This window comes from Limnohabitans planktonicus II-D5, assembly GCF_001270065.2.
GTDB classification, from domain to species: Bacteria; Pseudomonadota; Gammaproteobacteria; order Burkholderiales; family Burkholderiaceae_C; genus Limnohabitans_A; species Limnohabitans_A planktonicus.
In genome coordinates this window covers 169,479-183,676 of record NZ_LFYT02000002.1, presented here as the reverse complement: position 1 = coordinate 183,676, position 14,198 = coordinate 169,479, and the positions used below count along the sequence as shown (strand labels likewise).

Genomic DNA, 14,198 nt, shown 5'->3' with positions numbered 1-14,198 from the left:
ATATTTATTTTGATGAATTTTTATCAAATTCTGGGGGTGAGTCATGAGTGGTCATGTGAAATTGTCCAGCGTAGTGGGCTTGTGGTGTGTCGTTGCTGCATGGATGGCTCCTGTGAGTGCCAGCGAACTCAAGCTGTCAGAGGCGCTTCGCATGGCGGGCCTCAAGCATCCATCTGTTCAAGCGAAGCTGGCTGAATTGCAAGCGGCCAACAAGGACGTGGTTGCTGCGAAATGGGCTCGTTTTCCCAGCATCACTGTCCAGGGGACAACTTCCAACTCTCAGCCTGAGACGGCATTGTTGATTCAGCAGCCCTTGTGGGAAGGGGGACGAATCACGGGTCAGATCCTTTTGGCTCAGGCGACAGTCCGTCAGGCTGAGGCGGCATTGTTGGAGGCGCGGCAATCCCTTTTGCAACAAACCAGCACCACTTTTTTTGAAATATTGCGTTTGAAAGAACGATTGATCCTGGCCAAAAAAAGCGAGGCAGAACACCAAAAGCTGGTGGAGCTCATTGAACGGCGTGTCAAGTCTGAAATCAGTCCGGTAGCCGATGCCATTTTGGCCAAGGCGCGCAAACAACAGTCGACCAGTGAGCGCATTCAAGTGGAGCGTGCATTGCAAACGGCCCGCTTGACACTTGATCAATGGGTGGGACCGCAAGCCGGTGAACCCAAGTTGCCGGGAACGCTGCCTTGGCAGGTCAAGCCAGATGATCAGCTCGTCTCCAGCGCCAAAGCGTTTTCTGGGGAATTGCGACGTCTTCAAGCTTTAGAAGAAGTGGCCCTGGCACAAATTCAGATCGCCAGTGCCGCCAGCTGGCCAGGTTTGTATCTGGTCAATCGCCAAGCCTTGGGGGGCCCAGGTTATGCCATGACAGGGGCCCGTAATCAAACCTATCTCAGTTTGAATTTTTCCCCAGGTGCTGGCTTGTCTGCAGCTGCAGCTGCTGAGGCGGCAAAGGCCCGGGCCGAGACGGCCAAGCAAGGCATCGCTCTGTATGAACGCCAACTGGAGCAGCAGGTGCGCAATGGTCTTTCAGAAGCGCAGTCTTTGCAATTGCAGCGCGCCACCTCTCAAGAGCTGATCAAGGCCACCGAAGAGGTGGTCGATTCCTATCTCAGGCAGTACCAGATTGGCCGAAAAAACTGGCTGGATGTTTTGAACGCTTTGCGCGAAAGCATCCAGGCTGCCAATTCAGCGGGCGAAATCGAATACGGACTTTATGCGGTGAAGCTTCGGCTATTGCTCAGCAGCGGGCAACTCAATTTAGACAATCTGGAATCCATTTATGACTGAAGAGCATGTTTCCAGCACCCCCATGCTGGATCACCCTTTGGCCATGTTGCTGTCGCGTCTGGCCGGACTTCAAGGCCAGGCTGTACCGGTACACCGCTTTGGCATGATGGGATCGACAGACACAGGTTTGCCTGTCCATGACCTGAGCAGAATCGAGCGCATGAAAGCCTGGTGGCGTGGGCGGTTTCCCAGTGCTGAAATCACCGAATTGAGTCTGGCTCAATTGCAGCCTGACCACTTCCCTTTGTTGTGGATTTCTGCCGATGAAAAGCAGGTGCGACTGGTGCGGGGTCGTTCCGGGCGGGGTGCCTTGATCACCCAAAATGAGAGCGGAGAAACCTACGCAGTCACCGTTGACGAGGCGCAAAAAGGAACGCTGCACCGATTGACCACAGCGCCTGCCTTGCCTGGAGAGACTGGGCATCAGGCCATGTCGGCCACTGAGTGGTTTGCTTTTAGCCTCAGGCGCTACCGATTTGTTTTTTTTGAAGGTGTCGCGGCGACCTTTGTTCTGAGCACGCTGGGGTTGGTTGCGGCACTGTATTCGATGCAGGTGTATGACCGCGTCATTCCTTCCAAAGGTTATTCGACCTTGTGGGTGTTGACCATTGGCGTGGTGATTTCGATCGTTTTGGAACTCATCATCAAACAGGTCAGGGCCTACATGGTGGACAGGGCCTGCAAACTGATCGATCAGGAACTGTCGGCTGTTTTTTTTGGCAAAGCGCTGGACATACGACTGGATGCCCGTCCCGGGACGGTGGGCACATTTGCTTCGCAGATTCGGCAGTTCGAATCGGTGCGGAACTTTTTGACATCTTCGAGCCTGTTCATCATGGCCGATTTGCCGTTTGCCCTTTTGTTCATTGGCGTGATCGCCTTGTTGGCGGGGCCTGTGTCCTTGGTGCCGCTTGTCATGGTGCCCGTTTCCATACTCGCAGGCTTGGCGTTTCGCCGGTCCATGGAAAAACTGACCGCAGAGCACATGGAGGAGTCCAACCTCAAAAACGGCTTGCTGATTGAAGCGATTGATGGCATCGAGTCGGTCAAGGCGGCCAACGCCGAATGGAAAATGTTGACGCGCTGGCGGGCCATGACAGCCCATTTGGCATCCAATGAACTCAAGTTGCGCATGATGTCCTCGATGTCGAGCAACGTGACCCAATCGCTTCAGCAAATCAGCTATGTGGGCATGGTGGCCGTGGGCGCGTATGCCATCAATGCGGGCAATCTGACCATGGGCAGTTTGATTGCCTGCTCCATCATTTCAGGGCGGGCTCTGACCCCTGTGGCGCAATTGTCCAGTCTGATCGTGCAATGGGAGCATGCCCGTTTGGCCCTCAAAGCACTCAATGCCATCATGGCCATGCCCAGTGACCGGGATCCACAAGAACGGCTGGTGGTGCCTGAGCAATGCAACGGACAGTTGCGCATGGACAAAGTGGGCTTTGCCTATGCCAAAGACACGCCCACGGTGGATATTTCTGCCTTGCAAATTCGTCCTGGCGAGCGGATTGCCATATTGGGTGCCGTCGGCTCGGGTAAATCGACCTTCATCAAGTTGCTCGGTGGCCTTTACAAACCCATGACGGGTCATCTGTTTCTCGATGATGTGGATGTGACGCATCTGGCCCCGGAATATGTGCGTGAAAACATAGGGTATTTGCCTCAGGATGTCCGACTGTTCAACGGCACTTTGCGTGACAACCTCACTTTGGGCTTGCCCATGCCCAGTGACTCGCAAATCCTGCGCGCGGCGGCCATGACGGGGCTCGACGGCGTCATCCAAAGCCATCCCAAAGGTCTTGAGCTGACCATCGCCGAAGGTGGTCGTGGTTTGTCCGGCGGGCAGCGCCAATTGGTCGGACTGACCCGCATGTTGCTCGCTTGTCCCAAAGTCTTGCTGCTCGATGAACCCACCGCGTCCATGGACGGGCAGCTCGAAATCAAGGTCATGCGCCACCTGTTCCAGGAAATGCCCAAAGATGCCGTGATCGTGGTGGTCACCCACAAGCCAGCATTGCTGCCGCATGTGGACCGTGTCCTGGTCATGGATCGAGGCCGGATTGTGCTGGACGGTCCTCGCGACGAGGTGCTTGCTCGTCTGAGTCAGAACACGCCGACGCCCACCCGCTCGGCGCCAAGCGCTGAAGCCATTGCGCCCGGAGGGGTCAAAACATGAAAATTTTCTGGTTTCTTCAATCTCATGACGCGGGATCTTCTGCGGATGAACTGTCCAGCAGCCTGCGCCGCTCACGCTGGCTGTTTTGGACGATCACCTTGACGATGGCCGTGTTTGTGACCTGGGCCTACTTTGCCGAGGTGGATCAAATCACCCGTGCGCCCGGCTCGGTGATTTCCAGTGCACGTTCTCAAATCATTCAGTCACTCGATGGCGGTGTGATTGAAGACCTGTTGGTCAAAGAAGGCGATGTGGTGCAGCGTGACCAGGTCCTGGTCAAACTGGAAAAAACAAGGCAGGAGTCGGGCTTTCTGGAAACACGGGCCAAAGCGGCTGCGTTGACCGTCACAGTGGCTCGCTTGCAGGCCGAAGTGCTGGGCCGGGAACCCAAGTTTCCGCGCGAGACCTTGAAATACCCCGAGTTTGTGCAATCCCAAATGGTGTTGTTCAAAAAACGCAGTTCAGCCATCCGTGAAGAAGTGCAAGCCCTGCAGTCCATGGCACGGCTCACGCAAAGAGAATTGAACATGACCCGACCCTTGCTCAAAACAGGGGATGTGAGCATGACCGATGTGCTGCGCTTGGAGCGGCAGTTGGCTGACATTCAGGCGCAAATCACGAACCGACGCAACAAGTATTTTCAGGACGCGCAGGCCGAGCTGAGCAAGGCCCAGGAAGATCTGGCAGGCATTGAGCAAGTGATGGCCCAAAGGCAAGATCAGCTGGATCAAACCGTGCTCCACTCACCTATGCATGGTGTGGTGAAAAACGTCCGCGTGACCACCCGTGGTGGCGTGCTGCGCCCGGGTGAAGAGGTCATGCAAATTGTGCCTTTGGAGGATGACCTGGTCATTGAAGCCAAGGTCAGCCCGACCGATATCGCCTTCATCAAGCCAGGCCTCAATGCCACCATCAAAATTGATGCCTACGACTACGCCATTTACGGCACCTTGTCGGGCAAGCTGGTCTACATCAGTGCCGACACCCTCAATGAAAATTTGAACGTGCAGCAAGGCGAACAACCTTACTACCGGGTGCGGGTTCAAACCGAAGGTCGACGCTTCAGTGGCAATGCCGACAAAGACCTGGCCATCCAGCCGGGCATGACGGCCACCGTGGAACTCAAAACAGGCAGCAACACCGTGTTGCGCTATCTGGTCAAGCCCATCTTCAAAACCCTGACGCAATCCCTGAGTGAACGCTGATTGCGGGTTAGCGCCTGGCCGCCGCAGGCCCGGTGGGTTTCAGGCTTTGACTTTGGGCGTGCGGCCCATCAGGTAAAACTCTGGGTTGGGCATCATGCCGCTGAAGCTGGCCATGCGGTTGCTCAGCCCAAAGAAAGCCGTGATGGCCGCGATGTCCCAGATGTCCTCGTCATTGAAGCCGTGTGCGTGCAAGGCGGCAAAGTCGGCGTCTTCGACCTCGTCAGAGTGCAGGCAGACCTTCATCGCAAAGTCGAGCATGGCGCGTTGGCGCGGGCTGATGTCGGCCTTGCGGTAATTGACGGCGACCTGATCGGCCACCAGCGGTTTCTTTTCATAGATGCGCAAAATCGCGCCATGCGCCACCACGCAATACAGGCAGTGGTTGGCCGCGCTGGTGGTGGTCACGATCATCTCGCGATCGCCTTTGGAGAGGCCACTTTCGCGCCCGACCGACTCGGGCACCATCAGGGCATCGTGGTAGGCAAAAAAGGCCCGCCACTCGGCTGGGCGGCGGGCTAAAGCCAAAAAGACGTTAGGCACAAAACCGGCTTTTTCCTGCACCTCCAGCACCTTGGCTTTGATGTCATCAGGCAAGTCATGGATGTCGGGGGTAGGGTAGCGAGTGCTCATGGGGGTCTCCAGTTGGGGGGTCTTGCTTTTGATTATGCTCACAGATATTTCAGGAGCCTGTCATGTCCCCAACACCCCAACATTCCTCCACTCAACAAGCCCGCGATGCACGCCCTGACGACGCCGCTTTTCAGGCGGGTTTGACCACCCGCAGCCAGGTCATGGGGCCGGACTATGTGGACCGTGCTTTGGCTGGGGCCACCGACTTCACCGAACCCATGCAGGAGTTCATCACCCGCAACGCCTGGGGCAACGTCTGGCAGCGCCCAGGGCTGGATCTGAAAACCCGCAGCCTCATCACCGTGGCCATGCTGACTGCCTTGGGCAAACAGCATGAACTCAAGGCCCATGTACGTGGCGCCTTGAACAACGGCGTCACACCCGAAGAAATTCGTGAATTGATGCTCCACGCCACCGTGTATTGCGGTTTCCCCACCGCCATCGACGCCTTTCGCAGCGCCACAGAGGTGATCGAACCCAAGGCCTAAGAAGTCGCGGCTCCCGTCGGTGGGCACTCGCAGAGTCCGGCATTTACCAAACCGTCCACGTGCCTAATTCATGTTTTATCGGTTTGCCCACAAGCGTCGGAGTCTTCGACCACCGACCTACAAGACCCCGAAGCCCCGTAGGTCGGTACTCGCAGAGTCCGACGTCTGCCAAACCGTCCACGTGCCTAATTCATGTCTTGTCGGTTTGCCCACATCTGTCGGAGTCTTCGACCACCGACCTGCAAGAGCCCCAGTCCTCGTAGGTCGGTACTCGCAGAGTCCGACGTTTATCAAACCGTCCACGTGCCTAATTCATGTTTTATCGGTTTGCCCACATGCGTCGGAGTCTTCGACCGCCGACCTGCAAGAGCCCCAGTCCCCGTAGGTCGGCACTCGCAGAGTCCGACGTCTGCCAAACCGTCCACGTGCCTAAATCATGTCTTGTCGGTTTGCCAACATGCGTCGGAGTCTTCGACCACCGACCTGCAAGAGCCCCAGTCCCCGTAGGTCGGCACTCGCAGAGTCCGACGTTGACCAAACCGTCCACGTGCCTAATTCATGTTTTATCGGTTTGCCCACAAGCGTCGGAGTCTTCGACCACCGACCTACAAGACCCCGAAGCCCCGTAGGTCGGTACTCGCAGAGTCCGACGTTATGGGTTTCGGCACAGCCCCAAGTCGGCTCTGTTGCCGCCAACGAAGACCTGAACCTTATTGCGGCTATTCTTCTTGCTTTCCTTTGATGGCTCGCCCGTTTGCATGACTGACTCCTTGATTCCCCCCGGATTTTTGGCTTTGCACAGCCACCGCTCTGAAGTGTTGGCCGAGACTTTGTCGGGTTGGCTGGTGCGCCAGCCCTTGGCCCCGCTGGAGCAGGAGGTGGTGCTGGTGCAAAGCAACGGCATGGCCGAGTGGATCAAGATGGCGCTGGCACAGCAAGGCGGGGTGTGTGCGGCCACCAAGGTGGAGCTGCCCTCGCGCTTTTTGTGGCGCACCTACCGGCAGGTGCTGGGTGTGCAGAACGTGCCGCCCGATTCGCCGCTCGACAAATTGCCCATGACTTGGCGCTTGATGGCTTTGTTGCCCAGCTGCGTGGGGCAGGAGGTGTTCAAGCCCGTGGCCGGTTTTTTGCAGGGCGATGAACCCGACCGCTTGCTGCAACTTGCCAGCCGCCTGGCCGACTTGTTTGACCAGTACCAGATTTACCGCCCCGACTGGCTCGAAGACTGGGCCGCCGGGCGCAATGTGCTGCGCAAGCAGCCCGGGCAGGCGGTTTTGCCTGGTGCTGCCGCAGGTCAGCTGCCGCCCGACCAGCAGTGGCAAGCCGAGTTGTGGCGGTGCGTGCTGGCCACCCTGTCGGACGCTGAAAAACAGGCCACCCGGCCCGCCTTGCATCTGCGGGCCGTGGCCCACCTCCAATCCGGCCAGGCCCTGGCCAGCCCGGTGGCGCGGCGTGTTTCAGTGTTTGGCATGAGCCACATGCCCGGCCAACTGCTGGACATTCTTGCCGCCTTGGCTAGGCACAGCCAGGTGCTGCTGGCGGTGCCCAACCCTTGTCAGTACCACTGGGGCGACATCATGGACGGGCGCGACGCCCTCAAGACCGAGCGGCGGCGTCACGCCTACAAGGGTGACCAAGACCTGTCGAACACGCCATTTGAGCAGATGCATTTGCACGCGCCCGCCTTGCTGGCCGCGTGGGGGCGACAGGGTCGAGACTTTATTCGGCAGTTGGACGCGTTTGACGATGTGCAGGCTGCGCAGGCCTGCATGCCGGGCCAGCGCCTGGACCTGTTTGACGACGCGCCGGGTGCCGACGGCACGCGGCTGCTGACGCAACTGCAAAACCGCATCCGCGATCTGAAGTCTGCCCAGGACCCGGTGGATGCGCCCTTGCAAGCAGATGACCGATCGGTGGTCTTCAAAGTGGCGCACAGCCCGGTGCGCGAGCTGGAAGTGCTGCACGACCAGCTGCTGCAGTGGTTCCACGAACAGCCGGACCTGTCGCCCCGCGATGTGGTGGTCATGGTGCCCGACATCGAAACCATGGCCCCGGCCATTCGTGCGGTCTTTGGCCAATACAAGCGCAGTGACGCCCGCTTCATTCCGCACGACATTGCCGATCTGGGTGCCCAGGCCACCAGCCCCTTGATCCATGCGGTGCAGTGGCTGCTGGCCTTGCCCCAGCAGCGCGGCCGCATGAGCGAGCTGGTGGAGCTGCTTGAAGTGCCTGCGCTGGCGGCGCGCTTTGGCATCCAACCCGAACAATTACCCACACTCACACGCTGGATGGCGGGCTCGGGCATCCGCTGGGGCTTGTCGGGTGGGCACCGACAGGGCCTGGGCCTGGCCACCTGCGGTGAAGACAATTCGGCCCTGTTTGGCGTGCAGCGCATGCTCATGGGTTATGCCTGCGGGGCCGACCCCATGCCGCCAGGCGCAGCCGACATGGACCCTTACGCCGAAGTCGGCGGGCTCGATGCTGAATTGGCGGGCGCGCTGGCGCACCTGCTGCAAGCCTTGATCGATTGGTGGCAAACCAGCGCCACACCGGCCACGCCCGCCCAATGGGCCGAACGCGGCCGGGCCATGTTGGCGGCCGTGTTCAAGCCCCAGGGCGATGCTGACCGCAACGCCTTGTCGGCCCTTGACATGGCCCTGAACGACTGGGTCAAAGCCGCCGATCAGGCCAATTTTGAGCAGGCCGTGCCGCTGGCTGTGGCCCGCTCGGCCTGGCTCGAGGCACTGAAAGTGCCCAAGCTGGAGCAGCGCTTTCGTGCTGGGGGCGTGACTTTTTGCACCCTCATGCCCATGCGCGCCATACCCTTTCAGATGGTGTGCCTGCTGGGCATGAACGATGGCGACTACCCGCGCCGCAGTCCGCGTGCCGACTTCGACCTGCTGGGCCTGCCCGGCATGAGCCGTCCGGGAGACCGTTCGCGCCGCGACGACGACCGCCAGCTCATGCTCGAAGCCCTGCTGTCGGCCCGCCGCACGCTCTACGTCAGCTGGAGCGGCCGCAGCGTGCGCGACAACAGCGAACAACCCCCATCGGTGCTGGTGTCTCAGTTGCGCGACGAGATCGACGCGCTATGGGACGCGGGCAGCGCTGAGCGCCTGACCACGGTGCACCCGCTGCAACCCTTCAGCCGGGCTTATTTTGAAGCGGGCAGCGGCTTGCGCACGTATGCCAAAGAGTGGCGGGCCGCGCAGACTGGATCGCCACGCTTCGCTCGCGATGACGGGATTGGAGGGGCTCGCGATGACGGGATGGATGGTGAAGCCGACAATTTGTCATCGCGAGGAGCAGCTGTCAGTCGCGAGGAGCGAAGCGACGCGGCGGGACGTGGCGATCCAGTTTATGGGATGGGAAAGGCAATCGACGATGGGGTGAAAAAGGCAATCCATGCAGGGTTGGATGACGAAGCCGAAAATTCGTCATCGCGAGCGAAGCGTGGCGATCCAGTTTGGTTGTCACCCCCGCAGTCCGCCACCGGCACCCCCGTCATCACTTTGGCCCAACTGGCCCGCTTCCTGCGCAAGCCGGTGGGTGCTTTTTTCCGTGAACGCCTGCAGGTACATCTGGAAGACGAACGCAGCGAACTGCACGATGAAGAGCTGTTTGGTCTGGCGGGGCTGGACCTGTACCAGTTGCTCGACCACGAACTGCAGCATCTGCCGGTGGATCTGGCCAACGCGCAATTGCCCATGCATGTGCAGCACGCGGTGCAACGCCTGCGCAAGGCCGGGGCCTTGCCTTTGGCGGGCGTGGGCCTGCTCGAAGCCCAAAAACTCTCGCACAGCATGCAGACCCTGCTGACCGCCGCCCTGCGTGAGCGCGAGGGCTACCCCGATGCGGCACCGCGCGTGCTGGTCGATCTGCCGCACGCGCATGTGCACCTGCAAGACGCGCTGGGCGGTCTGTTGGCAGGCGAGGGCGGACAAGAAGGCGAACAAGACGGGGAACAGGTGGCCCTGACCCTGCGCGCCAGCAGCATCGCCCGCATCAAGGACGGCGGTGAAGCGCAGGCCTTGCCCGACAAATTGATCGATGTGTGGCTCACCTCGCTGGCCGCTGCCGCCATGGGCCGACCGACCCCCTGCGTGGTGGTGGGCCGCAACGCCGTGGTGCGTGTGCCGCCGCAAGACCCCGAAGCGGCCCGCGCCCAGTTGCAGGTGCTGCTGGACACCTGGGTCGAAGGCATGCGCTGGCCGCTGCCCTTGCCGCCTGCGCTGGCCCTGAAGTGGCTGGACAAAAAAGACAACACCAACGCGCTGCTCGACCTGTACGAAGGCAGCAGCCACCAGCGTGCCGAAGTCAGCCTTGACCCGGCGCTGGCGCGGACCTATCCCACGCTCGACACCTTGCTGGCTTCGGGCGCGTTTGAACGCCTGGCCGAGGCGGTCTATGCGCCTTTGAAAGCCTGGGCCGCCCACACCGTGGTCGAGGCTTTGCCCGATGCGCCTGCTGATACCGATACCCAGGAGGTGCAGGCATGAGCAGCGCACACGCCCTGAATGCAAACAGTTTTCCGCTGCGCGGCAGCCACCTGATCGAAGCCAGCGCAGGCACTGGCAAGACCTGGACGATTGCCGCGCTCTATGTGCGCCTGGTGCTGGGCCACGGCACACAGGCAACAGAGGGCGAAGACGGCTCAGAAGGGGGCACCGCGCCCGTGCGCCCCATGCTGCCGCAAGACGTGCTGGTGATGACCTTCACCCGCGCCGCCACGCGCGAACTGTCCGACCGCATCCGCGCCCGCCTGACCGAGGCGGCGCAGGTGTTTCGCGGCATCGCACAGACGGACGATGCTTTCCTGATTGAACTGAAAAACGAATACCCCGAGGGCCCGCTGCGCGAGCAGGCTGCTTACCGCCTGGCCTTGGCCGCGCAGGCCATGGACGATGCGGCCGTCTACACCATCGACGCCTGGTGCCAGCGCATGTTGCGTGAGCATGCTTTTGACAGCGGCAACCTGTTTGAAGAAAACCTGGTGGGCGACGAAGCCGCCTTGCGCATGGACGCCGTGCAGGACTACTGGCGTCAGCAGCTGTACCCCATGCCCCCCAACTTGGTGGCGCAGGTGCAGGGCATCTGGCGCGATGTGGACACGCTCGAAGCAGACATGCGCGCCTTGATGGGCGTGCCGCTGGCCGATGCCGAGCCGGGCACACTGGGCCAGGTGCTGTCTGAGGCACTGGCTGCCCGCCAAACGCAGTTGCAAGCACTCAAGCAAGGCTGGGTCGAGCGGGCCGACGACTTGCTGGGCTGGATCGAGGCGCAACTGGAACACCACAAGTCCAGCTGGGAAGGCCGCAAGCTCACCAATAAAAAATGCGCCGAGTGGCTGGGCGTGCTCAAGGCCTGGTCGCAAGGCCCGGCCGATGCACAGGCCTTGCAAGCCGACATGAAAGCCGGCTGGGACCGCTTCACGCCCGAAGGGCTGCTCGCTTGCCGCAAGCCCGGCGAAGCACCCTTGGAATGGCCGCCCGAAAGCCAGGCCTATGCCGATTTGCAAGCTGCCTTGCTGGCCTTGCCCGACCCGGCGCAGGCCGCCCGTCTGCACGCTCGCCAGCATGTGCAGCAGCGCATGGCCGAGCTCAAACGCCGCAGCGGCTTGTTTGGTTTTGCCGACATGCTGCAGCGCCTGGATGTGGCGCTGGCCGACCCGCAAGCGGGCGAGCGCCTGGCCCAGCGCCTGCGCGAGCAGTTTCCGGTGGCCCTGATCGACGAGTTTCAGGACACCTCGCCGCTGCAGTTCCGCATCTTCGACCGCATCTACCACACGGCAGACAACCGGCAAGACATTGCGCTGCTCTTGATCGGGGACCCCAAGCAGTCGATTTATGGCTTTCGCGGCGCCGACATCCAGAGCTATCTGGCCGCACGCCGCGCCACGGCGGGCCGCCACCATGTGCTGGGCACCAATTTCCGGTCCACTGTGGCGGTGGTCGATGTGGTCAACCGCTGGTTCAACATCCCGCAAGACGCCTTCGGTTACCGCCATGGCGATGAAGACCCCTTGCCCTTCCAGAGCGTGGACGCCAAGGGCCGCGCCGAAGTGCTGACCGGCAGCACCGGTCCCATCCCGGCCATGACGGTGGTGCACGACGACACACTGCGCAGCCAGCGCGATGCGCGTGCGCATTTGTCGGCCTTGTGCGCCGAGCAGATCGTGGCCTGGCTCAGTGACCCGCAGGCATGCTTTGCCGATCCGCAAAAAGGCGACACCGCGCTCAAGCCCAAAGACATTGCGGTGCTGGTGCGCACCGGTGTGGAAGCCGCCGCCGTGCGCGATGCGCTGCGTTGGCGCGGCGTGGCTTCGGTGTATTTGTCGGACCGCGACTCGGTGTTTGCCAGCGACGAAGCGCAAGACCTTTGCCTGTGGCTGCGCGGCGTGGCCGAGCCGCAAGACATGCGCCGCGTGCGCGCTGCCTTGGGCACGCGCACTGTGGGTTTGTCTTTGGTCGAGCTGCATGACTTGGCCACCCAAGACGAGCTGCTGGACCAGCGTGCCGAGCAGATGCGCGAGCTGCGCCAGACCTGGCAAAACCAGGGCGTGCTGGCCATGCTGCGCCAGTCGCTGCATGCCTTGCAGCTGGCCGGGCGCTGGCGCGGGCAGGCCGATGGTGAACGCCGCCTGACCAATGTCTTGCACCTGGCCGAACTGCTGCAAACCGCCAGCCACCAGCTGGATGGCGAACAGGCCCTGATCCGCTGGCTGAGCCAGCAGATTGACGAAGCGCTGGACGGCAGCGCGGGCGAGAACGAAGAACAGACCGTGCGCCTGGAAAGCGATGAAGACCTGGTCAAGGTCATCACCATCCACAAGAGCAAGGGCCTGGAATACCCGGTGGTGTGCCTGCCCTTTGCGCACAGCCACCGCGTGGTCACGGCCGACAAGGCCGCCGTGCTGCAAGTCAGTGACGCGCAGGGCGAGCGCCGCTGGACGCTGGCGTTTGACAAGCAGGACGCGAAAGGCGCGGACCTGGACCGGCTGCGCGAAGACCTGCGCCTGTGGTACGTGGCCTTGACCCGTGCGCGGCACGCCCTGTGGGTGGGTTGGAGCGCGGTCAAGCGCGGCAACGGCAAGGCCTGTGTCAACCACGACAGTGCCCCCGGCCATTTGCTGGGAGCTGGTCAGCCATGGGATTCAGCGCAATGGCTACCCAAACTGCAGGTGCTGAAGACCAACGCCCTGGGCGCGGCTTTGTCGGTGCAGTTGACGCTGGCCCCAAGCGATGTGCCCTTGACCCGCTGGCAGCGGCCTGCACAGCAGTCGGCCTTGCAAGAGGCGTTGCACAGCACCGCCCGCATCGACAAGAGCTGGACGATTGCCAGCTTTTCGCGCTTGGCGCGTGACCTGTCTTCGCAACCCGTGTTGCAGGCGGCTTTGCACATGGCCACGCCGCGCCCGGCCGATGACGAACCGCCAGAGGAGGGCGGGGCGCAGGCGCTGGCAGCTTTGAGTGTCAGTCTGGCAGGCACCCCGGCGGCGGCGCCCTCCGAGTCCTTGTCTGTGTCGCCCTGGCACAGCTTTGCCCGAGGCCCCAGCGCGGGCAACTTTTTGCACGACCAGCTGGAGTGGCTGGCCGCAGACGGTTTTGCCCTGCAGCCGGGCACCCCTTTGGCCCAGCGCCTGGCCAAACGCTGCGAACGGGCGGGCTACACGGCGCAAGCTGGCGATGTGGTGCAGTGGCTGTCCCGCGTGGTGGCCCAGCCTTTGCGCGGGCCGGACGCGCCGCTCAATGCGCTTGGGACTTTGCTGCCCGAGATGGAGTTCTGGCTGCCCGCACAGCGCCTGCACGCCCAGGAAGTGGACGCCCTGTGCCGCGAACACCTGCTGCCCGGCGTGAGCCGTCCCAAACTGCCCGATGCCCAACTGCACGGCATGCTCATGGGCTTTGCCGATCTGGTGTTCGAGCACCAGGGCCGCTATTGGGTGCTGGACTACAAGTCCAACCACCTGGGGCCAGATGACGCGGCCTACAGTGCGCCAGCCTTGGACAAGGCCATGGCCCACCACCGCTACGAGGTGCAAGCCGCGCTCTACATGCTGGCCTTGCACCGTCTGCTGCGCGCGCGTTTGGGCTCGGCCTACGACCCGGCGCAGCAACTGGGCGGCGCGGTCTATCTGTTCCTGCGCGGCATCGACGGCCCCGCTGCAGGCTGCTGCACCTTGCCCGCCCCGGTCGCCCTGATGGACGGCCTGGACGCGATGCTGGGGTCAGGCCCATCGCCCGACAACGCATCCCAAATGATTGAGGTGCCGTGATGGTTGATTTTGTTTTGCAGCAGTGTGATGCGCTTGCAGCTTTGTTCTGTAGGAGCTTGCCCTGCAAGCGATGGCCTGCGGACCACCAGGGTTCTTTCGCCAGCAGGGCTGGCTCCTACAA

At 61.6% G+C, this 14,198-nt stretch carries 7 protein-coding genes; 6 read left to right on the top strand and 1 reads right to left on the bottom strand.

From position 1 onward, the window contains the following. The first annotated feature begins 55 nt into the window (after positions 1-55). From H663_RS22555 to H663_RS22545, 3 genes are read left to right on the top strand one after another with little or no spacing between them, the layout of a single operon-like run. Positions 56-1,297: a TolC family protein gene (locus H663_RS22555; RefSeq protein WP_165803846.1), complete on the top strand. Its 1,242-nt coding sequence runs from the start codon at positions 56-58 to the stop codon at positions 1,295-1,297. Further along, a complete protein-coding gene (locus H663_RS22550) occupies positions 1,290-3,479 on the top strand; it encodes a type I secretion system permease/ATPase (protein ID WP_083451322.1) in 2,190 nt (729 codons plus the stop codon). The genes H663_RS22555 and H663_RS22550 overlap by 8 nt, the downstream gene beginning before the upstream one ends. Beyond that, complete coding sequence (locus H663_RS22545) at positions 3,476-4,684, top strand: HlyD family type I secretion periplasmic adaptor subunit (RefSeq protein WP_053176023.1); 1,209 nt, start codon at positions 3,476-3,478, stop codon at positions 4,682-4,684. Before H663_RS22550 ends, H663_RS22545 begins: the two co-directional genes overlap by 4 nt. 39 nt (positions 4,685-4,723) lie before the next feature. Here H663_RS22545 and H663_RS22540 read toward each other — a convergent pair whose 3' ends face one another. Beyond that, positions 4,724-5,314, bottom strand: a complete 591-nt coding sequence (locus H663_RS22540; RefSeq protein WP_053176024.1) for a peroxidase-related enzyme — start codon at positions 5,312-5,314, stop codon at positions 4,724-4,726. A 62-nt stretch (positions 5,315-5,376) separates the two neighbouring features. On the opposite strand from H663_RS22540, the gene H663_RS22535 reads away from it, so the two are divergent. The 3 genes from H663_RS22535 (at position 5,377) to recB (ending at position 14,077) form a co-directional block, all read left to right on the top strand. Next, entirely contained in the window at positions 5,377-5,802 is a 426-nt protein-coding gene (locus tag H663_RS22535; protein WP_083451323.1) for a carboxymuconolactone decarboxylase family protein, read from the top strand. A 758-nt stretch (positions 5,803-6,560) separates the two neighbouring features. Continuing rightward, entirely contained in the window at positions 6,561-10,301 is a 3,741-nt protein-coding gene (gene recC, locus H663_RS22530; RefSeq protein ID WP_053176027.1) for an exodeoxyribonuclease V subunit gamma, read from the top strand. Continuing rightward, positions 10,298-14,077, top strand: a complete 3,780-nt coding sequence (recB, locus tag H663_RS22525) for an exodeoxyribonuclease V subunit beta (RefSeq protein ID WP_053176029.1) — start codon at positions 10,298-10,300, stop codon at positions 14,075-14,077. Before recC ends, recB begins: the two co-directional genes overlap by 4 nt. The last annotated feature ends 121 nt before the right edge of the window (positions 14,078-14,198 follow it).